The following is a 22,451-nucleotide window of genomic DNA, read 5'->3' on the forward strand; positions in this document are numbered from 1 at the left end:
ATGACTATCAAAGCCATCAACGTACGTAACCAGTTCAAAGGCACCATCAAGGAAATCGTGGTCGGCGACGTGCTGTCGGAAATCGATGTGCAGACTGCGTCGGGCATTGTGACTTCGGTGATCACCACGCGCTCGGTCAAGGAGCTCGAGCTGGTGATTGGCAGTGAGGTGATTGCCTTCGTGAAATCCACCGAGGTGTCGATCGCCAAGTTGTGATTCGCGTCGCTCTTGAAGCCGTCATCGCAGCCAAACCCCTTCCCGCACTTTGATCTGTGAACATATTCAAGTGTGGGAGGGGGCTTACCTCAGCGAGGCGCGCCCGGCCAACCCAGGATTCAACGCTTGGGCAGGTAGGTCGGCAAATAAAGCCCCACGTACGCATCAAACACCCGCATCCCTTCCTCGGCCATGCGCGGCGTAATCAGCCCATGCTGATGCACCGAGCGCGCATACACGCGGTCGCTCAGCTCCAATGCCAACGCAAACACATCCACATCGGCGGGTAAGGCCGGCACGTCGAAATGGCGATTGAACACGGTGAACATCAGGTCGCCCAATTCCAGATCATGCTGGCGGTCGGCCTGGGTCACTTCAGTGAGCCCGTGCTGGGCCAGGATCAACTGGCGAGCGGCGGCGTCCTGGTCGTAGATAGCGAGCATGCGCTGTTCGACGATGTAGGACAGATCGCGCCAGTGCCTGAGTGATTCATGATCGATGGGCGCCTGGATGGCCGCCCGGAAAGCGGCGTGCACATCGGCCGTCAACGCTTCCAGCAGCGCCGGCACACTGGCGAAGAAGTGATACACCGACGACGGCGGAATCTGTGCCCGCTCGGCCACACTGTAGATAGACAGACTCGCCACGCCTTCGGCGGCCAGCAAGGTGCGGGCGGCGTCGAGGATCGCGTCAATCCGGCCCTGGCTGCGGGCACGGGGTTTGCGAGGGGCGGTGGGGCGGGTGGTCATGGAAGTCTCCTACAAGGCAGCGGGCATTGTATGAGCAGGAAGGTGTGTTGTCTGCCAGGTCGCCCTCGGGAGGCAGGCCTGCTCCCAAACCGGACCACGTTCCAACCTGGAATGCAGTCACGTGTGGGAAGGGGGCTCGCTCTCGATGAGGCCGACTCGGTCTGCCAAAAGAAACCCACAAAAAAACGCCGCTGACCAAAGTCAGCGGCGTTCCTTGTTAGCGCAGCAACCGTTTACACGGTATGCAGGTACCAGTTGTACTCAAGGTCGGAGATGGAGTGTTCGAACTCCTCCAGCTCACTTTCCTTACAGGCGACGAAGATATCGATGTATTTAGGATCGATGTACTTGGCCATCACCTCGCTGTCGTCCAACTCGCGCAACGCATCGCGCAGGTTGTTCGGCAGGCTCTGCTCGTTCTGCTCGTAGCTGTTGCCTTCCACGGGTGCGTTAGGCTCGATCTTGTTGGTCAGGCCGTGGTGCACGCCTGCCAGGACGGAAGCCATCAGCAGGTAAGGGTTGGCGTCGGCGCCGGCCACACGGTGTTCGATACGCACGGCGTCGGACGAGCCGGTCGGTACGCGAATCGCTACGGTGCGGTTATCCAGGCCCCAGCACGGCGAGTTCGGCACGTAGAACTGTGCACCGAAACGACGGTAGGAGTTGACGTTGGGGCACAGGAACGCCATCTGGGCGGGCAGGGTCTCGAGCACACCGCCGATCGCGTGACGCAATGCGGCGTTCTGCTCGGGATCCTCGCTGGCAAAGATATTCTTGCCGTCCTTGTCCAGGATCGAAATGTGTACGTGCAAACCGTTGCCTGCCTGGCCTGGGTAAGGCTTGGCCATGAAGGTGGTGTCCATCTCATGGTCGTAGGCGATGTTCTTGATCAGGCGCTTGAGCAGTACGGCGTAGTCGCAAGCCTTGATCGGGTCGGCCACGTGGTGCAGGTTCACTTCGAACTGCGCCGGGGCACTTTCCTTGACGATGGCGTCGGCCGGGATGCCTTGTTCTTTGGCACCTTCCAGAATGTCCTGGAGGCAGTCGACGTATTCGTCGAGGTCGTCGATCAGGTAGACCTGTGTCGAGTGCGGACGTTTGCCGGAAATCGGCGAGCGGGGTGGTTGTGGGCGGCCGTTCACGTTCTCCTGGTCGATCAGGTAGAACTCAAGTTCGAAAGCGGCGCAGATTGTCAGACCAAGGTCGTCGAATTTGCTTACAACTTGGCGGAGCACTTCGCGCGGATCGGCGAAGAAAGGTTCACCTTCAAGTTCGTGCATGGTCATCAGCAGTTGCGCGGTGGGGCGCTTTTGCCAGGGTTCATTGCACAGGGTATCGGGGATTGGATAACAGATTCGGTCAGCATCACCGATGTCCAGGCCCAGGCCGGTGCTTTCCACCGTTGAGCCGTTGATATCCAGGGCAAATAAAGAGGCAGGCAGGTTAATGCCCTTCTCGTAAACCTTGTGGAGGCTGGTGCGTTCGATGCGCTTGCCGCGCACCACACCATTCATATCCGCAATTAGAAGGTCTACGTACAGAACCTCAGGATGATCCTTAAGGAACGCGTTCGCTTCGTTAAGCTGAACGGCACGCGGGGGTACCGACATGATGCAACACCTTTGTTGTTAAAAATATCAATCATTGATCTTTTCTGGTTTCAGTCAACCCGAACGGCATGCCGAAGTCAAGCGAGGCCTTTTTTGCCCTAAAAAAGCGCCTTGAGGGCATTTTTGGGGCTTTTTGGGGCGGTTTTTTGGGTTTGAAGGGCTTGGGACTCGCAGGCTTGAGCGGGCCGTGTTGTATTTTTTACGGGGGTGTTGTGTAAAAAAATGAACAAGGCTAAGCTCGATTCAAACCCATAACAGCAATAATACCGGGGTGCTTCATGTTTCACCTGCCGCCATCCGGCGTCTCTGCCTGCTTCAGCCAGGCGTTGTCCGCAGTCCGATCGCCCCGCGTGAGTGCCCACGCACCGGCCATTATTCTTGACGGCCCGTCCGACCTCTTCTTTGCCTCCTCAACGACGACTGATCGGCAGCCATCCGCGCTGCCGATCATGATTCTGCACAACTTTGGCTTGAGGAATGCAACGTTGCAGCAAATGGCAGGTAAGCTCCTACCCTGAACGAAAAAACGACGCGGATGCTGCGTCAACCAACGCCTGACCTTTAATGGATGTCAGGAAACCCAGCCCAGAGGCATTTATGAGTAACAACCTCGACCAGCTCACCGATTGGTTGAAAAACCACAAGATCACAGAAGTCGAATGCATGATTGGCGACCTCACCGGCATCACCCGGGGCAAGATCTCGCCGACCAACAAGTTCATCGCCGAGAAAGGCATGCGTCTGCCCGAGAGTGTTCTGCTGCAGACGGTCACCGGCGACTATGTCGAAGACGACATCTACTACGAATTGCTCGACCCGGCCGACATCGACATGATCTGCCGCCCCGACCAGAACGCCGTATTTCTGGTGCCTTGGGCTATCGAACCGACCGCCCAGGTGATCCACGACACCTACGACAAGCAAGGCAACCCGATCGAGCTGTCGCCGCGCAACGTGCTCAAGAAAGTCCTCAAGCTCTATGCCGATAAAGGCTGGCAGCCCATCGTGGCGCCGGAGATGGAGTTCTACCTGACTAAACGCTGCGAAGACCCGGACTTCCCGCTGCAGCCGCCGATTGGCCGCTCCGGTCGCCCGGAAACCGGTCGCCAGTCCTTCTCTATAGAAGCGGCCAACGAATTCGACCCGCTGTTCGAAGACGTCTACGACTGGTGCGAACTGCAGGAGCTGGACCTCGACACCCTGATCCACGAAGACGGCACCGCGCAGATGGAAATCAACTTCCGTCATGGCGATGCCCTGTCCCTCGCCGACCAGATCCTGGTATTCAAGCGCACCATGCGTGAAGCCGCGCTCAAGCACAACGTGGCCGCCACCTTCATGGCCAAGCCGATGACCGGCGAGCCCGGCAGCGCCATGCACCTGCACCAGAGCATCATCGACATCGCCACCGGCAAGAACGTCTTCTCCAATGAAGACGGGAGCATGAGCCAGCTGTTCCTCAACCACATCGGCGGCCTGCAGAAATTCATCCCTGAATTGCTGCCGTTGTTTGCCCCCAACGTGAACTCGTTCCGTCGCTTCCTGCCCGACACCTCGGCACCGGTCAACGTGGAGTGGGGCGAAGAAAACCGCACCGTCGGCCTGCGCGTACCGGATGCCGGCCCGCAGAACCGCCGCGTGGAAAACCGCCTGCCGGGCGCCGACGCCAACCCGTACCTGGCGATTGCCGCCAGTTTGCTGTGTGGCTTCATCGGCATGGTCGAAGGCCATAACCCGAGCGCACCGGTGGTGGGCCGTGGTTATGAGCGACGCAACCTGCGCCTGCCGTTGACCATCGAAGATGCCTTGGAGCGCATGGAAAACAGCAAGACCATCGAGAAATACCTGGGGCAGAAATTCATCACAGGCTACGTCGCGGTCAAGCGGGCCGAGCATGAAAACTTCAAGCGCGTGATCAGTTCATGGGAGCGGGAATTCCTGCTCTTTGCCGTCTGATGCGCCGGGCGCGCTGTGGGAGCAGCGCGCCCTTCACTGAAAAGTCTAGGAGATTGGTATGTCCAGCAACAACCCGCAAACCCGTGAATGGCAAGCCTTGAGCAGCGATCATCACTTGGCGCCGTTCAGCGATTTCAAGCAATTGAAAGAGAAGGGCCCACGGATCATCACCAAAGCCCACGGCGTTTACCTGTGGGACAGCGAAGGCAACAAAATCCTCGACGGCATGGCCGGCCTCTGGTGCGTGGCGATCGGTTACGGTCGCGATGAACTGGCCGACGCCGCCGCCAAGCAAATGAAAGAGCTGCCGTACTACAACCTGTTCTTCCAGACGGCTCACCCGCCGGTGCTGGAACTGGCCAAAGTGATTGCCGACATCGCACCGGCCGGCATGAACCATGTGTTCTTTACCGGCTCCGGCTCCGAAGGCAACGACACCATGTTGCGCATGGTCCGCCACTACTGGGCGGTCAAAGGCCAACCGAATAAAAAAGTCATCATCAGCCGCAAGAACGGCTACCACGGCTCCACCGTGGCCGGCGCGAGCCTGGGCGGCATGACATATATGCATGAGCAGGGCGACTTGCCGATTCCGGGCATCACCCACATCGCCCAACCGTACTGGTTCGGCGAAGGCGGCGACATGAGCCCTGAAGAGTTCGGGATCTGGGCCGCCAACCAGTTGGAAGAGAAGATTCTGGAACTGGGCGTGGACAACGTCGGTGCCTTTATTGCCGAGCCGATCCAGGGCGCTGGTGGTGTGATCGTGCCGCCGGAAACCTACTGGCCGCGCATCAAGGAAATCCTCGCCAAGTACGACATCCTGTTTGTCGCCGACGAGGTGATCTGTGGTTTCGGCCGCACCGGCGAGTGGTTCGGCAGCGACTTCTACGACCTCAAACCGCACATGATGACCATTGCCAAAGGGCTGACCTCGGGCTACGTGCCCATGGGTGGCCTGATCGTGCACGACGATGTGGTTGCCGTGCTGAACGAAGGCGGTGACTTCAACCACGGCTTCACCTACTCCGGCCATCCGGTGGCGGCGGCGGTGGCCTTGGAAAACATCCGCATCCTGCGCGATGAAAAAATCGTTAACCGCGTGCACGAAGAAACGGCACCGTATTTGCAGAAACGTCTGAGGGAACTGGCTGACCACCCGTTGGTGGGTGAAGTTCGCGGCGTAGGCATGCTGGGTGCGATTGAGCTGGTTCAGGACAAGGCCACCCGCAAGCGTTATGAAGGCAAGGGCGTGGGCATGATTTGCCGCAACTTCTGCTTCAACAACGGGCTGATCATGCGCGCCGTGGGCGACACCATGATCATTTCGCCGTCGCTGGTAATCAGCAAGGCCGAAATCGACGAACTGGTGAGCAAGGCGCGTACATGCCTGGACCTGACTTTGGCGGCATTGCAGGGCTAAGTGCTAGGCTCAGTGCGCAGTGCACTGAGCAGTTATAAATGTAGGGGCTTTGGTTGAAAGCCGGCCCCTGAACTTGCCAGACTGTCCCTCTGTTTTGTTGCCCTCTGGAAGGGCCGCTGAACATAAAAGAACGTGGCCCAAAAAAGAAAAAATTGGAGCATCACCATAATGAAGGCATTAGGTTTGAAGAACGCTGGCAAGACCCTCCTCGCCTTGTCCCTGATGGGCGCAATGGCGGGTGCGGCCCAGGCAGACGATAAAGTGCTGCACGTCTACAACTGGTCTGACTACATTGCACCGGACACCATCGCCAACTTTGAAAAAGAGTCGGGCATCAAAGTGGTGTACGACGTTTTCGACAGTAACGAAACCCTGGAAGCCAAGTTGCTGGCAGGCAAGTCCGGCTACGACATTGTCGTACCGTCGAACAACTTCCTCGCCAAGCAGATCAAGGCCGGTGTGTACCAGGAGCTGGACAAGTCCAAGCTGTCCAACTATGGCAACCTGAACAAATCCCTGCTTAAAGCCGTGTCGATCAGCGACCCGGACAACAAGCACGCCTTCCCGTACATGTGGGGCTCGATCGGCATCGGCTACAACCCGGAGAAGGTCAAGGCTGCGCTGGGCGTGGACAAGATCGACTCGTGGGACGTGCTGCTCAAGCCTGAAAACATCGCCAAGCTCAAGAGCTGCGGCGTGAGCTTCCTCGATTCGCCAACCGAAATGCTGCCGGTGGCGCTGCACTACCTGGGCCTGCCAACCGACACTCAGGATAAGAAACAGCTCAAGCAAGCTGAAGACCTGTTCCTGAAAATCCGCCCTTCGATCGGCTACTTCCACTCGTCCAAGTACATCTCGGACCTGGCCAACGGCAACATCTGCGTGGCCGTGGGTTACTCGGGTGACATCCAGCAGGCCAAGTCCCGCGCGGCTGAAGCCGGTGGCAAGGTCAAGGTGGCCTACGACATTCCGAAAGAAGGCGCAGGCAGCTTCTATGACATGGTCGCCATCCCTAAAGATGCCGAAAACGTCGACGCCGCCTATAAGTTCATGAACTACCTGCTCGAACCGAAAGTCATGGCAGGGATCACCAACAGCGTGCGTTTCCCGAACGGTAACGAGAAGGCCACCGCACTGGTCGACAAAGACATCACCAGCGACCCTGGCATCTATCCGCCAGCCGATGTGCAAGCCAAGCTCTACGCCATTGCTGATTTGCCGGCGGCGACTCAGCGTGAAATGACGCGCAGCTGGACCAAGATCAAATCCGGTAAATAAGCCGGGCTTTGTTGGCCACCGCGGCGTTCGCGGTGGCCAACCTGATAATTAAATGACAGAAAGTTTTGCCGGATCGGTTTATCGAGGGTAAGTTGCGCGCCGGTTTTGTTGCCGGGCAACAACTTTGGGCCCAACTATTTAAGAGGACCTCCACTTGCCAATTTCTTTATTTCGCAAAGCCTTGCTGGCGGGTGCGGGTATCGCGCTGGCTGTCAGCGTACAGGCCGCACCGACTGTGCATATTTATAACTGGTCGGACTACATCGGCACCGACACCCTGGCCAACTTCGAGAAGGCCACCGGCATCAAGCCTGTGTATGACGTGTTTGACTCCAATGAAACCCTGGAAGGCAAGTTGCTGGCCGGGCGTACCGGCTACGACGTGGTTGTGCCGTCCAACCACTTCCTCGGCAAGCAGATCAAGGCCGGGGCGTTCCAGAAACTCGACAAGTCGCTACTGACCAACTACTCCAACCTTGACCCGGCGCTGCTCAAGCGTCTGGAAAAGAACGATCCGGGTAACCAGTACGCCGTGCCGTATCTGTGGGGCACCAACGGCATCGGTTACAACGTCGACAAAGTCAAAGAAGTGCTGGGCGTCGATCATATCGACTCTTGGGCCGTGCTGTTCGAACCGGAAAATATGAAGAAGCTGGCCACTTGCGGCGTATCGTTCATGGACTCGGCGGATGAAATGCTGCCGGCGGTGCTCAACTATATGGGCTTGAACCCTAACAGCACCAACCCCGAAGACTACAAGAAGGCCGAAGAGAAGCTGCTCAAAGTGCGGCCCTACGTGACCTATTTCCATTCTTCCAAATACATCTCGGACCTGGCCAACGGCAACATCTGCGTGGCGGCGGGTTTCTCCGGCGATGTGTTCCAGGCCCGGGCCCGCGCGGCTGAAGCCGACAAAGGCGTGAACATTGCCTACGCGATTCCGAAAGAAGGCGGCAACCTGTGGTTTGACGTGCTGGCGATCCCCAAGGATGCCACCAACGTCAAAGAGGCCCACGCCTTCATCAACTATTTGCTGCAACCTGAGGTGATCGCTCAGGTCAGTGATTACGTCGGTTATGCCAACCCTAACCCGGGGGCGGACAAACTGATGAAGCAATCGATACGCACTGACGCAGCGGTTTACCCACCGCAGGCGGTTCTCGATCGGACATTCGTCAACTTCGAGCTACCCCCGAAAGTGCAGCGTTTGATGACCCGTAGCTGGACCAAGGTCAAGACGGGCAAGTAAGGCTCAACCTATCCAAGGTTCGTCCGTACTGGACGATCTGCACTCTTTTTTTCTGGGAGTTTCGTAATGGCAGTTGCCTCCGGCGCCTATAAGAAAGCCCTCGAGGGCGACCAGACACCGAAGAAGGTGTTGGTCAAAATCGACCGGGTCACGAAGAAGTTCAACGAGACGATTGCGGTGGACGATGTGTCCCTGGAAATCAAAAAAGGCGAGATCTTCGCCTTGCTCGGCGGTTCGGGATCGGGCAAATCCACTTTGCTGCGTATGCTTGCAGGCTTCGAGCGCCCAACGGAAGGTCGCATCTATCTCGACGGCGTGGACATCACCGACATGCCGCCCTATGAGCGGCCGATCAACATGATGTTCCAGTCCTACGCCTTGTTCCCCCACATGACTGTGGCGCAGAACATCGCTTTCGGCCTGCAACAGGACAAGATCCCCAAGGCCGAGGTCGACGCCCGTGTGGCCGAGATGCTCAAGCTGGTCCAGATGAGCCAGTACGCCAAGCGCAAGCCGCACCAATTGTCCGGTGGCCAGCGCCAGCGCGTGGCCCTGGCCCGTTCCCTGGCCAAGCGCCCGAAACTGCTGCTGCTCGATGAACCGATGGGCGCGCTGGACAAGAAACTGCGTTCGCAGATGCAGCTTGAACTGGTTGAGATCATCGAGCGGGTGGGCGTGACGTGCGTCATGGTGACCCACGACCAGGAAGAGGCCATGACCATGGCCGAGCGTATCGCGATCATGCACCTGGGCTGGATTGCCCAGATCGGCAGCCCGATCGATATCTACGAAACTCCTACCAGCCGCCTGGTGTGTGAGTTCATCGGCAACGTCAACATCTTCGAAACCCAGGTAGTGGACGACGCCGAAGGCCACGCCGTGCTCAAGTGCGCCGACCTGGACCGCGATATCTACGTGGGTTACGGCATCGCCACCTCGGTGGAAGACAAGTCGGTGACCTACGCCATCCGCCCGGAAAAACTGTTGGTCACGTCTGAAATGCCGACCTGCGAGCACAACTGGTCCAGCGGTAAAGTGCACGACATCGCCTACCTCGGCGGTCACTCGGTGTTCTACGTGGAACTGCCGAGCGGCAAGCTGGTGCAGTCCTTCGTCGCCAACGCCGAGCGCCGTGGCCAGCGCCCAACCTGGGGCGACCAGGTATACGTGTGGTGGGAAGACGACAGCGGCGTGGTACTTCGCTCATGAATATGAAGAAGTTCAAGCGCCAGCTGCAGCGAATAACCCCCACTGGCCGGCATGCGGTCATCGGGATTCCTTTCCTTTGGCTGTTCCTGTTTTTCATGCTGCCGTTCTTCATCGTCCTGAAGATCAGTTTTGCCGAGGCCGACGTCGCGATCCCGCCCTACACCGAGATCTATACCTTCGTTGAGCAGAAATTGCAGTTGGTGCTCAACCTGGCCAACTACGCGATGCTGGGCGACGACGAGTTGTACATCTCGGCGTACCTGGGGTCGCTGAAGATGGCGTTCTTCAGCACGCTGTTGTGCCTGCTGATCGGCTACCCGATGGCCTACGCCATCGCCAAGGCGCGCAAGGAGATCCAGACCGTTCTCGTGCTGCTGATCATGATGCCGACCTGGACCGCGATCCTGATCCGTGTGTATGCGTGGATGGGCATTCTCAGCAACAACGGCTTGCTCAATGGCTTCCTGATGTCCATGGGGCTGATCAACGAACCGCTGCAGATCCTCAACACCAACATCGCGGTGTATATCGGTGTGGTCTATTCGTACCTGCCGTTCATGATCCTGCCGTTGTACGCCAACCTGGTGAAACACGACCAGAGCCTGCTGGAGGCTGCGTCTGACCTGGGTTCGAGCACCTTCAACAGCTTCTGGAAAATCACCGTGCCGCTGTCCAAGAACGGCATCATCGCCGGCTGCATGCTGGTGTTTATCCCGGTGGTGGGCGAGTTCGTGATCCCGGAACTGCTGGGCGGTCCGGAAACCCTGATGATCGGTAAAGTGTTGTGGCAAGAGTTTTTCAATAACCGTGACTGGCCGGTAGCGTCTGCCCTGGCGGTGGTGATGCTGGCGATCCTGATCGTGCCGATCATCCTGTTCAACCGCAGCCAAGCCAAAGAGATGGAGGGCAAGATATGAAGCGCTTCAGTTTCTCCAGCTTTATGCTGGTGGCGGGGTTGTTGTTCATCTACCTGCCGATGCTGATCCTGGTGATCTATTCGTTCAACGAATCCAAACTGGTAACGGTGTGGGGCGGTTGGTCGATCAAGTGGTACGTAGGCCTGTTGGATAACACCCAGTTGATGGGTTCGGTAGGGCGCTCGCTGGAAATCGCCTGCTACACGGCGGTGGCTGCGGTAGCCCTGGGCACCTTGGCGGCCTTTGTGCTGACGCGCATCAGCCATTTCAAGGGCCGCACGCTGTTCGGCGGCCTGGTGACCGCGCCGCTGGTGATGCCGGAAGTGATCACTGGTCTGTCGCTGTTGCTGTTGTTCGTGGCCATGGCGCAGATGATCGGCTGGCCCCAGGAGCGTGGCATTGTCACGATCTGGATCGCTCACACCACGTTCTGTGCGGCGTATGTGGCGGTGGTGGTGTCGGCGCGCCTGCGTGAGCTGGACCTGTCGATTGAAGAGGCGGCGATGGACCTGGGGGCGCGGCCGTGGAAGGTGTTCTTCCTGATCACTATCCCGATGATCGCGCCGTCGTTGGCGGCGGGCGGCATGATGTCGTTCGCGTTGTCCCTCGACGACCTGGTTCTGGCCAGCTTCGTATCGGGCCCGGGCTCGACGACCCTGCCGATGGAAGTGTTCTCGGCGGTGCGCCTTGGGGTCAAGCCCGAGATCAATGCCGTGGCCAGCCTGATTCTGTTGGCGGTGTCGCTGGTGACCTTCCTGGTGTGGTTCTTCAGCCGTCGTGCCGAGGAACACCGCAAGAAAGCCATTCAGCAGGCCATCGAAGAAGCGGCGGCAGATGGCTGGCAGCAGCCTGACAAGCGCAGAGCTTCGGCACCGGTCTAGTCAGGGCTACCGGAAGAAACCGGATCAAAATGTGGGAGCAGCGGTGCGACGATCCGCCTTGCTCCCACATTTGATTGCAGCCCAGGCCGATTATGCTGCCCAAGGCGATTTGCGGATCACCTCGACAAAATTCATCGGCTTGAAGCCCGGCTCCTGATCCACTAGTACATCCGTCTTCACGTTGCCGAACGTGGTCTGCGGGCGATGGCGTAAGCCGTCGGCAAAGGCGCAGATGATGCACTCCTTGAACCCTTCACCCCGTGGATGCGCATGCACCACTGCCTCGCGCTGCGTGGCGTCAAAGGCTGCGTAGTCCATGCCCAGCACGTCCATCTCGACACCGGCCGTCACCAGTGCCACGGTGGGGCGCAGATGCTTCGGTACGCCCGGCGTGGTGTGCAGGGCGATGGACAACCACACCTGTTCGATGTCGTCATCGCTCAGCCCATAAGGCTTGAGGAACGCCGCTGCCGCATTGGCGCCATCCACCTCGAAGCGCTCGTCGTCACTGCGATGGCCTTCGACCAGTCCCAGGTCGTGAAACATGGCGCCGACGTAGAGCAGCTCCGGGTTGTAGGAGAGTTGTTGGCGTTCACCGCTCAAGGCGCCGAACAGGAATACCCTGCGCGAGTGGTGATAAAGCAGATCGGATTCGATGTCGCGGATGTATTCGGTGGTGGCTTTGGCCAAAGCGCTGTCGGGTATTCGGATACCGGCGATGGTGGTGCTCATGGTGATTCTCCTCTGGAAAGATTCCAGTCTGGTCGCGCGCCCGCGAAGGGGCCATCGCGGCGAGGGCGCTATCCCGGCCAATGTGGTGGTACATCGTGCCAAGGCAAAACCGGCTAGGGTGTAGGCTGCGAGAATCCGGATGCAGGAGCGGGGCTTGCTCTCGATCGCGGTGGTTCAGTTGCACAGTAGGTGCCGGACACTCAGCAATCGGGAGTCCAGGCGCCTCTGCGCAGGGTGTGCATTTATTCAGTCAGAAAAGGTGTTTTTGAGCATGGGCAAGACCGTCGCCATCCTGATCTTCCCCGGCGTCCAGTCGCTGGACGTGAGCGGCCCGATGGATGTGTTCTGCGAGGCCAACCGCTTTTTGCCGCCGCAAGACCATTACCAGCTGGAGGTCATCGGTCTCGCTCACGGCAACATGGCGGCCTCCAACGGCCTGTCACTGCAGGCCCATCGGCACTACAGCGAAGCCCTGCAAGCCTATGACCTGTTGCTGGTAGCCGGAGGCCCGCAGTTACCCTTCGAAGATTTCGGTGCCTTGTTCGACGCTTGGCTGCGCGGTGCCGCTGCTCGTGCGCAACGCTTTGGCTCGATCTGTAATGGCGCCTTCATGCTGGCCCGAGCCGGCTTGCTGGACGGTAAAACCATCACCACCCACTGGAACGATGCCGCGGATCTGGCGCGCCTGTGTCCCACCGCCCACATCGATGCCGACCGCCTCTACGTACAGGACGGTAACCTCTTCACCTCGGCGGGGGTGACCGCAGGCATCGACCTGTCGTTGTACCTGTTGGCCCGGGACCACGGTCCGGAAGTCGCGCTGAGCGTGGCTAAGCGCCTGGTGGTGTTCACTCAGCGTTCCGGGGGGCAGTCGCAGTTCAGCCCGTTCCTCACACCTCACGCCGAAACCACCTCGGCGGTGGCACTGGTGCAGTTGTACGTATTGGCGAATCTGACGGGGGATCTGACCATCGCCGACCTGGCCAAGGCCGCCAATATGAGCGCGCGCAATTTTTCCCGGGTATTTGCCCGTGAAGCGCGGATAACCCCGGCCGAGTTTGTCGAGCGAGCGCGGGTGGATGCGGCGCGGGTAATGCTCGAAAGCAGCAGCGCACCGCTCAAGACGGTGGCCTATCAATGCGGGTTTCGCGATGCCCAGCACATGCGCAGCGTGTTCAACCGCCGGCTGGGTGTGACGCCGCATCAGTTTCGCCTTAACTTTGCGGCACCGGTTTGAATGGGGAAGGAAGGTTATCTGGCTGGCAATAGTTTCAGGATGCCACGGGTATTCGCCGTGACTTCCTCATCACTGAAATGTGCTTGCTCGTATCCACCCTCGATGTAGGTTTGCGCCTGGTCGCCATAGTGCCGATCGAACGGCACGCCGCTTTGCCCCACCGGGTTGATGGTCAGAGCATGGGCCGGGTCGGCGAAGTCGATCAATCGGCGGGTCGATGGGCCGTAGGTCACCGGCCAGGGCGCGGGGCCGATCATCGCCGATTGGTTGTTCGGCACTTCGTGTGTGCCGGGTGCGGGGAACGGGCCGACGTTGAAGAGTTTGTCCAATGGCTTCTGCATGCCCAGCGGGTGCCCATGGGTCAACGTGTGCGCCTTGCCCCACTGCCACTGGCCCGGGTCGTCGCCGAGTGTGGCCTTGAGGTGCGCCAGGCTATTGTCCCAGGCCAGCTTGACGGTGTCGGCGCGTTTGCCGTCCCACCACGGCGAGTCCGCTGCAGCAGCGAGGCGCGGCAATGCGGCGTCGATCATTCGGGTGGTGAGCAGGGTCTTGAACAGGGCGTCGCCCAGCTTCGGGTGGAAGGTTGCGTCGGTGAGGTTGAACAGGAACTGGTTGAACAGCGTGGCGCTGGTGGAGTCCAGCGGATAATCGCCTTTCCAGCTGGCCAGTTGTTCCACCAGCTTCAACTGGGCCGGGTCCTTGACCACGTCACGCAACACCGGCAGCAATGGCGCCAGCAAACGTGGGCCGTAGGCAGTTGTGGTGCCCAGTTGCAGGGCCTGGCTGTTGCTCAGGTCCCACTTCACGCTTTTGTCGCTCAGTTGCGTGTTCAACTGCTGCCCACGGTCGGGCAGGTTGTAATAGCCGGGGATCTCCATGCCGGTGGGCGAGGCCGGCTGGGCATTGGCGGACACCACATAACCACGCGCGGGATTCTCTTCCTGAGGGTTGGCGCTGAATGGGTAGAAGCCCAGCTTGTCGGCCTGGGCGGTGCTACCGTCGAGGATGAAGGCCGGGTTGACGCCGGCCGGGCGGATCGGCAATTGCGCCGCGGCCCACCAGCCGATATCGCCCTTGGCATTTGCCCACACGATATTCAGCCCGGGTGCCGAAACCTTGGCGGCTGCCGCACGCGCCTTGGCCAGGGTATCGGCACGGTTGAGCTGGTAGAAGCCTTCGAGGATCGGGTTTTCGGTATCGAGGAACGCCCACCACATGGCGATAGGCGTCTTGCCGGCATTCTCGCCGAGCACGTCATTGATGATCGGGCCGTGGGGTGAACTGCGCAGGGTCAGAATGACCGGCTCCTGGCCTTTTACGGCAATCTGCTGTTCGCTGCTGGTCATGTCGACCCACTGACCGTGGTACCAGACCTGGTTGGGGTTATCCGGGTTGACCTTCTCGGCGATCAGGTCGAGGTCGTCGTTCTGGAACATGGTCAGGCTCCAGCCGAAATCCAGGTTGTGCCCCAGGAACGCCACCGGTACCAGCGCGTTGTGATAGCCGTACAGCTCAAAGCCCGGCGCCGACAGCTGCGCCTCGTACCACACCGACGGCACCGAGAAGCGGATATGCGGGTCGCCCGCCAGCAACGGCTTGCCACTTTGGGTACGGCTGCCGCTGATGGCCCAGGCGTTGCTGCCCTCGAACTGCGGCAGGCCGTTGTCGGCCAGGGCCCTGTCGCTCAGGGCGGCAAGGGCGCCGAGGCTTTTCCAGTCGCCGGCGGCCAGATTGAGCGCACCCTTGGGTTGCCAGTCCAGGTCGAAGACTTTCAGGTATTCGCTGCCCAGTTGGTCGCGCACGTAAGTCAGCACAGGCTCGGTACGAAACGCGACGGCAAAACTGTAGGCCATGTACCCGGCGACGCTGATGGTGTCTTCGGGTGTAAAGGGCCGTTTGGTGATGCCCAGCACATCGAACTCCATGGGGCTGGCGTGGCTGTCCTGATACTGGTTGACCCCATCGAGGTAGGCTTGCAGGGCCTTCCACGCGTTCGAGTCGTGGTCGATGTGTTCCACGTAGCTCAAGGCACGCTCACGAATACGCAGGCTGCGGAACAGTTTGTCGGTTTCCAGCAGCTTGGGGCCCAGGACTTCGGCCAGCTCGCCACGGGCCAGGCGCCGCATGATCTCCATCTGGAACAGCCGGTCCTGGGCGTGCACATAGCCCAGGGCGCGATACATGTCGGCCTCGTTCTCGGCGCGAATGTGCGGCACGCCACGGTCGTCGTAACGCACTGTGACGGCGCCTTGCAGGTTGCTCAGCATGACCGTGCCCTGACGGGTGGGTTGCTTGCTGTAGACATACCAGCCGGCACCGGCCAGGAGAATGGCAATCAGAAGAGCGAGCACGGTCAGGCTGCGTTTCATGGACGGTCCTTGGGTCAGTCACCTTGAAGGTCAACGGAGTCTAATAGGTTTGATGGAGACTGAGGAAATGCTGATGCGCCGTTGTGACAGCCGAGGTTCAAGTGACCGGCGCTGTGGATGAGCTACTATTGCGCCCGTCGTCCTTGAGCCTTTTTTCATGACCTGCGCCACGCAACCCAAGCCAGATCCCAGCCATGCAGACGTTGCCTACGTCTGTAGCCTGGAAGCGCAATCGCTGATCAGCCGCTTTTTGCAGCATCCGCCGGTCGGCTTTGACGCCAGGCTGTCCGACCAGGGCTTGCCGTACTTCTTCACCCCGTTCGATCTGTTGACCACCGCCGACGATGAGTTCGTCAAGCGTGTTCGCGGTTGGCCGGGCTATGCCGTGTGGCATTCGTGGTTGCGTGTCGACAGTTGCTTTGTGGGCACGACGGTCACTGAGTACGCGCCGTTCCCTCAGGACGTATCGCCCGAGCACCTTGCGCAGTGGCTGCAAGAGGAATGCGCCCCGCAGCGCAAACTCACCATTGTCAAAGACGTGCCGCACAATTCCCCGTTGCTCAGCGAGGCCGACAACCGTTACGCGCAAGCCTTGATCGATGATTGCACTCGGCGTGGTTTCATCAGCCTTGAGGGCCAGGCACTGGCTTATGTGCCCATCAACTTCACCACCATCGATGAATATCTTGGGCGCTTGTCCCACAGCCGTCGCCGCAATATCCGACGCAAATTACGCAGTCGTGAAGCGTTGCGCGTGGAGGTCCTGGATACCGGCGATGCACGCTTCAACGATGATGCCTGGCTGGCGCAGCTGTACGGGTTGTACAAGGCGGTGTACGACCAGAGCGAGATCCATTTCGACCTGCTCGCACCGGAGTTTTTCAGCGGGTTGCTGAGGGACTCCGGCAGCAATGGCCGGGTGTTCTGCTACTGGCACTGCGACGAACTGATCGGCTACAACCTGTGCTATGTGCAGGGCGACAAGCTGCTCGACAAATACATCGGCCTTAATTACCCGCAGGCGCTGGAGTTCAACCTGTACTTTGTCAGCTGGTTTGTGAATCTGGAGTACGCGGTGGCCCATGGGCTGAAATTTTATGTGGCGGGCTGGACCGACCCGCAAGTCAAGGCCAACCTCGGCGCCGACTTTACCTTTACCCGTCACCTGGTGTGGATACGCAACCCGCTGTTGCGCAAGCTGGGCAACCGGTTCCGGCATCACTTTGAAAGTGACTTGCAGTGGCACCAGGAGAAAACCGCATGAGCCAGGACCGAGCGCCGCTGATTCTCGATTTCGATGGTGCCGTCAGCGACATTCCCGGTGCAGTCACCTTACCGCTGCAGGCGTGGCAGGAAAAAATCCGCTTCGGCTGTCGTTGGGCCCAGTTCAAGGAACTGGAAACCGCCCTGCACGCGCAGATGCCCAGCGATTACGGCTGCGTGTTTACCGGCAGTGGCGACTACCACCACCTCAGCCAGCTTCTGTTGAACCGCCTGCCCACTCAACAGAAGTACCAACTGATCATCTGCGACAACCACCCCGACAATATGCGCTACCCGTTCGGCATCCACTGCGGTTCTTGGGTCTATTGGGCCAGCCGCTTGCCCCAGGTCGAGCATGTGCATGTGCTGGGTATAGGTTCGCAGGACATTGCCTTGGGCCACGCCTGGGAGAATCACTGGTCGCCGCTGCTCAAGCGCAAGTTGACCTACTGGAACGTCAACGTCGATACGCGCTGGATGAACTGGATCGGCGCCGGGCCGAGCAATCGCGCCTTCGGCCATCCGGATGAGTTGATGCGTGCGTTTCTGGCCCAGCTTGATCGCTCGCTGCCGGTGTACCTGTCCATCGACAAAGACGTGCTAAGCCCACAGGTGGTGAACACCAATTGGGACCAGGGTGAATTCCTGGAACAGCATTTGAATGATCTGATCGATGCCTGCCAGGGCCAGGTCATTGGCGCGGACGTCACCGGGGACGTATCGGCCTATCACTATGAAAGCAGGTTCAAGCGCTGGCTGAGCGCGTCTGATGGCCAGGAAGAACTGCCTGAGGCGCAGGTGCAGATTTGGCAACAGCAGCAGAACGAGTTGAATGGCCGTCTGGTCGCGCGCATCAATCAGGCGTGGAAACGATAACCTTCAGCCTGGCGAGGATCTGTTCGAAGAGCTCGTCGGTCAGCCAAGGGCTGTTGCTGATCGACAGTGTGCGGCGGGCGAAAGCCTGGGCCTGGGTGATCTGGCTGCCCGGCTCCAGCAAGGGGGCCACGTCGGGGTAATCCGGCAAGGTGTGAATAAACAGGCGCGTCACGCCCAGCCCCGAGGTCCAAAGCTGCGCCATCGCCGCATCCCGGGTGTGCGCCGAGGGCATCATCACCATCAGAAAAGGCCAGGTCCCTTGCTGCCCCGGCCGGTCGAGGATGACCGAGACACCGGGCAGGGCATTCAAGCGTGCGGCACGGCGTAATGCCCGGGTGCGGCCTTGTTGCAGGTGATCGGGCAAGCGAGCCAGTGCAGCGGCGCCGACCCTGCGGCGATAACCGCCCAAATGATGCAGCGGGATGTCGTTGACCGAGAAATCATCACCCACCGCGGCGATTTCATCGCCTTGTGCCAGTGCCGTGCGCAATGCCTTGCCATACACGTAATACAAGCCGTACGGCCGATAAAGCAGGGCATATCCCCACAGCTCGGCGCTGCGCCGCAACTCCCAGTGCAGGCTGAACGGCAGGTCCTGGCGACATTGGCGGTGCAGCGCCTGATGCAACACCGGGTCACGGCTGAACAACACGCCGCCCTCTGCCGTCGTCAGGCCTTTACCCAGCGCCATGCTGAAAAAACCCACGTCGCCTTTGAGCCCGACACTGTGGCCATCATCCAGCGCCCCCATGGCTTGCGCGGCATCTTCGATGACCGCCGCGCCGATGGCGCCGGCAATGCGCCTGGCAGTGTCGACATCAGCTACGCGCCCGGCCAGATGGGTGACCACCACCGCCAGGGTGCTTTCGTCGCACAACTGCGCCAGGTGCTGTTCGTCCAGGTCGATGCTGTTGGGCTGCAAATCACAGGGCACCACCCGCAACGGCGGGCAGTAATGGGCGGCCAAGGCCACCAGTGGACAGGTATAGGCCGGCACGATGAGGCGGGTACGCCCCGGCATCCGCTGTTGCAATACCCGCAGGGCGATGACCAGCGCGGCGGTCCCGGAGCAAGGCAGCGCCGGCAGCGGGATCGATAACTGGCGGGCCAGGGCAGGGGCCAGGTCGCCCGACAAACCGAACAGGTCCCACCAGCGCAGGGGCAACCCTGCGGTAGGCGGAATCTCCCGGCGAGTCATTACGCCAGCGTCTCGGAACGACCGGCACCGATGACTTTACCGGCTTCGTCTTCGCTGCGGGCCAGGCACAGGATGCCGGCAATGATCAACGCGCCGCCGATGATCTTCGGCAGGGTCAGGCTGTCATCGAACAACCACACGGAAATCAGCGTGACGCTGATCAGTTCCAGGTGCGAGGCCGCAAATGCCGGACCTACCGGGGCATATTTGAGCAAGGTCATCCAGGTGAAGAAGGCACCGATGTAACCTACAAAAGCGCCGTAGATCCATGGAGCACCAAACACACGCACCAGCCAGGCGGTGTCCATCGTCAGGGGTTCGGCATGCACCGAGGCGAATTTGAAGCTGACCTGCGCCAAGGTGTCGAAAATGATCAGCGCGAGAAAACCCAGGATATAAAAGCGTTTCATTATTCAAACCCCACGACGGTCACGCCACAGGCGATCAGCATGATGCCGATCAACCGCCATTTGCTCAGGCTTTCCTTGAACAGGAAGCGGCCGGCAATCATGATCACCACGATATTGATCGAGCCCAGCATCACACCGACCGACAGTGGCACCAGTGTCAGGAAGGCCAGCCACAACACGAATTCGAAGATGTAACAGATAACGCCGAGCCAGATCCACGGCCGTTTGAGCATGTGTTTCCAGTGGGCCAGGCCGTCATGCTCGGCGCTGGCTGACGCCGCGGCCTTGAAGGCCAGCTGGCCGGACGTGTCGACGATAACGTTGAGTATCCAGAGGATGATGGTTAACTGGCTCATGTATTCCTGTGCTTACAATCCTGCCGAGGGCGTACGATACAGCAGCCTGCCGCCTGGGTGACTGGAGTTTGCCGCTCGAACAGCCTGTGTTCAGTTTGACTCCTCGCGCCACTGGCAATAGCAACCAACCGCCAGCGTGTGGGTGGCACTCACTTCGCGCCCGGCCCCAAGGGCTTTCAAGATCGGTTCGATAAAGCTGTTGCTGGAATTACACGTCAGCCCTTCACTGTAGGGGCCGAAGTACGCAAGCTTGCCCGTGCGGTCCCAAATGCCCACGGCCGGCGTCGCCGGCACCTGGTCGGCACCGGGCAGAGCGTTGAGGGGTTTCATCTTGCGCAGTTTGTCAGGCAGTTGGCCGTGGCTGCCGGCCTTTTGCAGAGCATAAAACTCCACGCCTTGAGGCGCGTACTCTTCGATCAGTTCGTCCAAATGCTGCTGGTTGCCGACATTGCACGGGCACGCCGGGTCCCAGAAGTGCACGAGGCGTATCGGGCCGGGGCCTGCGAGTTCGGCAGGCAGGCGCAAGGCGTCGCCGGAGAACACCGCGGTGTGTTCGCTGAAGGCACGCAGATAGCGGCCCTGGAACCAGTCATAGGCGGCCCACAGCACACCGGTGCAAATGACCAGAATCAGGCTGGCGAACAGGGCGGTGCGCAGGTGCTGTCGCATTTGGATCTTTCCTCGGAGGTCGCGTAGCTTGCCATGCTTGCCCTGACAGATGAATATCGCAGCTCGATATTCATCTTCCCTGAGAGTCTGGAACCCTTTATGCCTGTCAGCTTTGACCCCGATCATCTACGCGAAAGCTTGCGGCCCCTGGTGGATGCGCAGCCGCTTTCCGTGGAGGCACGGGTCTACCAGCGCTTCTATGGATTGGACCTGCCGGCGCGCAAAGTGCCGGTCGCCAGCCGCTTGGGACGCTTTGAAGTGGAAGGCTTCCAGGTGGTGGCGCAAGTCTGGTGGCCAGTGCAGCCGGTGGCGACGATGTTTATGTTCCACGGCTTCTACGACCATATGGGGCTGTACCGCCACGTAGTGGATTGGGCGCTGGACCGTGGGTTCGTGGTAATCGCCTGCGATTTGCCGGGGCATGGCTTGTCCAGCGGCGCCCGTGCAAGCATCGATGATTTTGCGGTGTATCAGGCGGTGGTGCAGGCGCTGTTTGCCCAGGCCCAGGCGCTGCAACTGCCGCAACCCTGGCACTTGTTCGGACAAAGCACGGGCGGTGCGGTAGTGGTCGACCATTTGCTCAACCATGGCCTCGACAGCCCGGCCCAGGGCCAGACCTTTCTGCTGTCGCCCTTGGTACGGCCACGGGCCTGGGGCTGGTCGCAGGTCAGCTATTACCTGCTGCGTCCGTTTGTAAAAGGCATCGCTCGCCGGTTCAGCGAGAATACCAACGACCCGGACTTCAAGCCGTTCCTGGAGGCCGACCCGCTGCAACCCCGCCAACTGCCCACGGCCTGGGTCGGCGCGCTGGCGCGCTGGATCAAGCGCATCGAAGCCGCCCCGCACAGCCCACGGCGGCCACTGATCGTTCAGGGGGAGGAAGACATGACGGTGGACTGGCAGCACAACTTGCAAGTGCTGCAGGGCAAGTTCGACCGGCCTGAGGTGTTGATGCTGCCGCGTGGCAGGCATCACCTGGCCAATGAGATTCCCGAGATTCGCCAGCAATACTTCAGCTTCCTGACAGACCACCTGAAGTAACGGGCTCAGTGCGGGAGGGGGGGCACGCCCCCTTGCGCACTTTACTGCGTCAGGCTGGACGTGCTTTGGCCGACGGCAAGCCCAGCCCTGATCGCTGCCAACGCTGCCTGGTAATACGCTTTACCTTCCGGTGACTCCGCAAACGTAGCGAACTCTTCCAGCTCCGGGTCGGACAGGTTCCGATAGACGTACAGCAGCGTGTTGTTCAGGTCGTTGCCGATCTGCTGCATCAGGCGCTCACGCTGACCATTCAACATGCCCTGGGCCTGGGTACCGCCCAGCAGGCCGGGAATCATCTGGCTCAAACTGTCAGCCGCGACACCGGCAATTGCCAGGCTGACTTCCGCACCGGCTTCGCGTGCCGGCAGGGCCTGGGCCAGGTGTCCGATGATCAGGCTGCGGGTCGCGTCGGCTTCCATGTGGGGCAAGCCCTTGGCGTTTTTCGCCAACTGGTCGCGGCGGGTGGCGAGCAATTCGGCATCGACAATCTTGCGGCCCAGGGGCGATTGGAAGAACGCCAGCGCGGGCTTGGGGTCGGCCAGGTGCTTGCGCAACTGCGCTTCGGCACGCTGATCAACGGCCTGGGCCGCAAAGCGTTTGTTGCTGTTGTCCACCAGCGCCTGGTACACCGCCGGCGGCAGGCTATTGCGGTAGCGTTGCTGGGCGGCACTGAGGGCGTCATTGAAATGCGCACGTTGTTCGGCCCAGCCGGCGACTTTGTACAACTGGTCATGGCTGTCTGCCCAAGCGGGCAAAACGCAGAACATCAGCACGGAAAAAAACAAACGACGCATAGGGACTCCTGTCAGTCG

Annotated in this window: 21 protein-coding genes; 12 read left to right on the plus strand and 9 right to left on the minus strand. The window is 60.0% G+C overall.

What is annotated here, in order from left to right; all coding sequences use genetic code 11:
• The gene (locus EXW71_RS14505) at nt 1-216 is read left to right on the plus strand and encodes a molybdopterin-binding protein (RefSeq protein ID WP_003176783.1); all 216 of its coding nucleotides are present in this window, start codon (nt 1-3) and stop codon (nt 214-216) included.
• Between the two features lie 119 nt (nt 217-335).
• On the opposite strand, the gene EXW71_RS14510 is transcribed toward EXW71_RS14505, so the two are convergent.
• The gene (locus EXW71_RS14510; RefSeq protein WP_123716440.1) at nt 336-965 is read right to left on the minus strand and encodes a TetR/AcrR family transcriptional regulator; all 630 of its coding nucleotides are present in this window, start codon (nt 963-965) and stop codon (nt 336-338) included.
• Between the two features lie 233 nt (nt 966-1,198).
• Nucleotides 1,199-2,575: a glutamine synthetase family protein gene (locus EXW71_RS14515; protein WP_010207341.1), complete on the minus strand. Its 1,377-nt coding sequence runs from the start codon at nt 2,573-2,575 to the stop codon at nt 1,199-1,201.
• Between the two features lie 597 nt (nt 2,576-3,172).
• Between EXW71_RS14515 and EXW71_RS14525 the strand changes: the two genes are divergently transcribed.
• From EXW71_RS14525 to EXW71_RS14555, 7 genes are all read left to right on the plus strand, one after another.
• Nucleotides 3,173-4,531: a glutamine synthetase family protein gene (locus tag EXW71_RS14525; RefSeq protein WP_134659294.1), complete on the plus strand. Its 1,359-nt coding sequence runs from the start codon at nt 3,173-3,175 to the stop codon at nt 4,529-4,531.
• A 58-nt stretch (nt 4,532-4,589) separates the two neighbouring features.
• On the plus strand, nt 4,590-5,954 hold the full coding sequence (locus tag EXW71_RS14530; protein ID WP_123716438.1) for an aspartate aminotransferase family protein: 1,365 nt from the start codon (nt 4,590-4,592) through the stop codon (nt 5,952-5,954).
• Between the two features lie 183 nt (nt 5,955-6,137).
• Nucleotides 6,138-7,232 carry a polyamine ABC transporter substrate-binding protein gene (locus tag EXW71_RS14535; RefSeq protein ID WP_134659526.1) on the plus strand — a complete coding sequence of 365 codons (1,095 nt, stop codon included), beginning with the start codon at nt 6,138-6,140 and terminating at the stop codon, nt 7,230-7,232.
• 154 nt (nt 7,233-7,386) lie between these two features.
• Complete coding sequence (locus EXW71_RS14540) at nt 7,387-8,481, plus strand: polyamine ABC transporter substrate-binding protein (protein ID WP_134659292.1); 1,095 nt, start codon at nt 7,387-7,389, stop codon at nt 8,479-8,481.
• A gap of 66 nt (nt 8,482-8,547) precedes the next feature.
• Nucleotides 8,548-9,690 carry an ABC transporter ATP-binding protein gene (locus tag EXW71_RS14545; protein WP_134659290.1) on the plus strand — a complete coding sequence of 381 codons (1,143 nt, stop codon included), beginning with the start codon at nt 8,548-8,550 and terminating at the stop codon, nt 9,688-9,690.
• A complete protein-coding gene (locus EXW71_RS14550) occupies nt 9,687-10,607 on the plus strand; it encodes an ABC transporter permease subunit (RefSeq protein WP_123716436.1) in 921 nt (306 codons plus the stop codon). The genes EXW71_RS14545 and EXW71_RS14550 overlap by 4 nt, the downstream gene beginning before the upstream one ends.
• Nucleotides 10,604-11,488: an ABC transporter permease subunit gene (locus EXW71_RS14555; RefSeq protein WP_123716758.1), complete on the plus strand. Its 885-nt coding sequence runs from the start codon at nt 10,604-10,606 to the stop codon at nt 11,486-11,488. The genes EXW71_RS14550 and EXW71_RS14555 overlap by 4 nt, the downstream gene beginning before the upstream one ends.
• A gap of 90 nt (nt 11,489-11,578) precedes the next feature.
• Here the strand turns inward: EXW71_RS14555 and EXW71_RS14560 are convergent, their stop codons facing one another.
• A complete protein-coding gene (locus tag EXW71_RS14560) occupies nt 11,579-12,220 on the minus strand; it encodes an HD domain-containing protein (RefSeq protein ID WP_134659288.1) in 642 nt (213 codons plus the stop codon).
• Nucleotides 12,221-12,491: 271 nt separating this feature from the next.
• On the opposite strand from EXW71_RS14560, the gene EXW71_RS14565 reads away from it, so the two are divergent.
• The gene (locus EXW71_RS14565; RefSeq protein ID WP_134659286.1) at nt 12,492-13,457 is read left to right on the plus strand and encodes a GlxA family transcriptional regulator; all 966 of its coding nucleotides are present in this window, start codon (nt 12,492-12,494) and stop codon (nt 13,455-13,457) included.
• Nucleotides 13,458-13,471: 14 nt separating this feature from the next.
• Here EXW71_RS14565 and EXW71_RS14570 read toward each other — a convergent pair whose 3' ends face one another.
• Entirely contained in the window at nt 13,472-15,826 is a 2,355-nt protein-coding gene (locus EXW71_RS14570) for a penicillin acylase family protein (RefSeq protein WP_134659284.1), read from the minus strand.
• A 157-nt stretch (nt 15,827-15,983) separates the two neighbouring features.
• Between EXW71_RS14570 and EXW71_RS14575 the strand changes: the two genes are divergently transcribed.
• A complete protein-coding gene (locus EXW71_RS14575) occupies nt 15,984-17,090 on the plus strand; it encodes a GNAT family N-acetyltransferase (RefSeq protein ID WP_134659282.1) in 1,107 nt (368 codons plus the stop codon).
• Nucleotides 17,087-17,965 (plus strand): hypothetical protein, encoded by an 879-nt coding sequence (locus tag EXW71_RS14580; protein WP_134659280.1) that lies wholly within the window; start codon nt 17,087-17,089, stop codon nt 17,963-17,965. The genes EXW71_RS14575 and EXW71_RS14580 overlap by 4 nt, the downstream gene beginning before the upstream one ends.
• Here the strand turns inward: EXW71_RS14580 and EXW71_RS14585 are convergent.
• The 4 genes from EXW71_RS14585 to EXW71_RS14600 all read right to left on the minus strand — a co-directional run bounded on the left by EXW71_RS14585 (nt 17,943) and on the right by EXW71_RS14600 (nt 20,598).
• Nucleotides 17,943-19,163, minus strand: coding sequence for a DegT/DnrJ/EryC1/StrS family aminotransferase (locus tag EXW71_RS14585; RefSeq protein ID WP_134659278.1), 1,221 nt, complete (start codon nt 19,161-19,163; stop codon nt 17,943-17,945). The genes EXW71_RS14580 and EXW71_RS14585 overlap by 23 nt on opposite strands.
• Entirely contained in the window at nt 19,163-19,573 is a 411-nt protein-coding gene (locus tag EXW71_RS14590) for a multidrug efflux SMR transporter (RefSeq protein WP_123716430.1), read from the minus strand. Before EXW71_RS14590 ends, EXW71_RS14585 begins: the two co-directional genes overlap by 1 nt.
• Nucleotides 19,573-19,929, minus strand: a complete 357-nt coding sequence (locus EXW71_RS14595) for an EamA family transporter (RefSeq protein WP_123716429.1) — start codon at nt 19,927-19,929, stop codon at nt 19,573-19,575. Before EXW71_RS14595 ends, EXW71_RS14590 begins: the two co-directional genes overlap by 1 nt.
• Before the next feature lie 90 nt (nt 19,930-20,019).
• The gene (locus EXW71_RS14600; RefSeq protein WP_134659275.1) at nt 20,020-20,598 is read right to left on the minus strand and encodes a DUF6436 domain-containing protein; all 579 of its coding nucleotides are present in this window, start codon (nt 20,596-20,598) and stop codon (nt 20,020-20,022) included.
• A 99-nt stretch (nt 20,599-20,697) separates the two neighbouring features.
• On the opposite strand from EXW71_RS14600, the gene EXW71_RS14605 reads away from it, so the two are divergent.
• Complete coding sequence (locus tag EXW71_RS14605; RefSeq protein WP_134659269.1) at nt 20,698-21,639, plus strand: alpha/beta hydrolase; 942 nt, start codon at nt 20,698-20,700, stop codon at nt 21,637-21,639.
• 41 nt (nt 21,640-21,680) lie between these two features.
• Here the strand turns inward: EXW71_RS14605 and EXW71_RS14610 are convergent, their stop codons facing one another.
• Nucleotides 21,681-22,433, minus strand: coding sequence for a DUF2059 domain-containing protein (locus EXW71_RS14610; protein ID WP_123716426.1), 753 nt, complete (start codon nt 22,431-22,433; stop codon nt 21,681-21,683).
• Nucleotides 22,434-22,451: the final 18 nt, after the last annotated feature.

The sequence above is a fragment of the Pseudomonas sp. BCA17 genome, from assembly GCF_004519405.1.
Lineage (GTDB): Bacteria > Pseudomonadota > Gammaproteobacteria > Pseudomonadales > Pseudomonadaceae > Aquipseudomonas.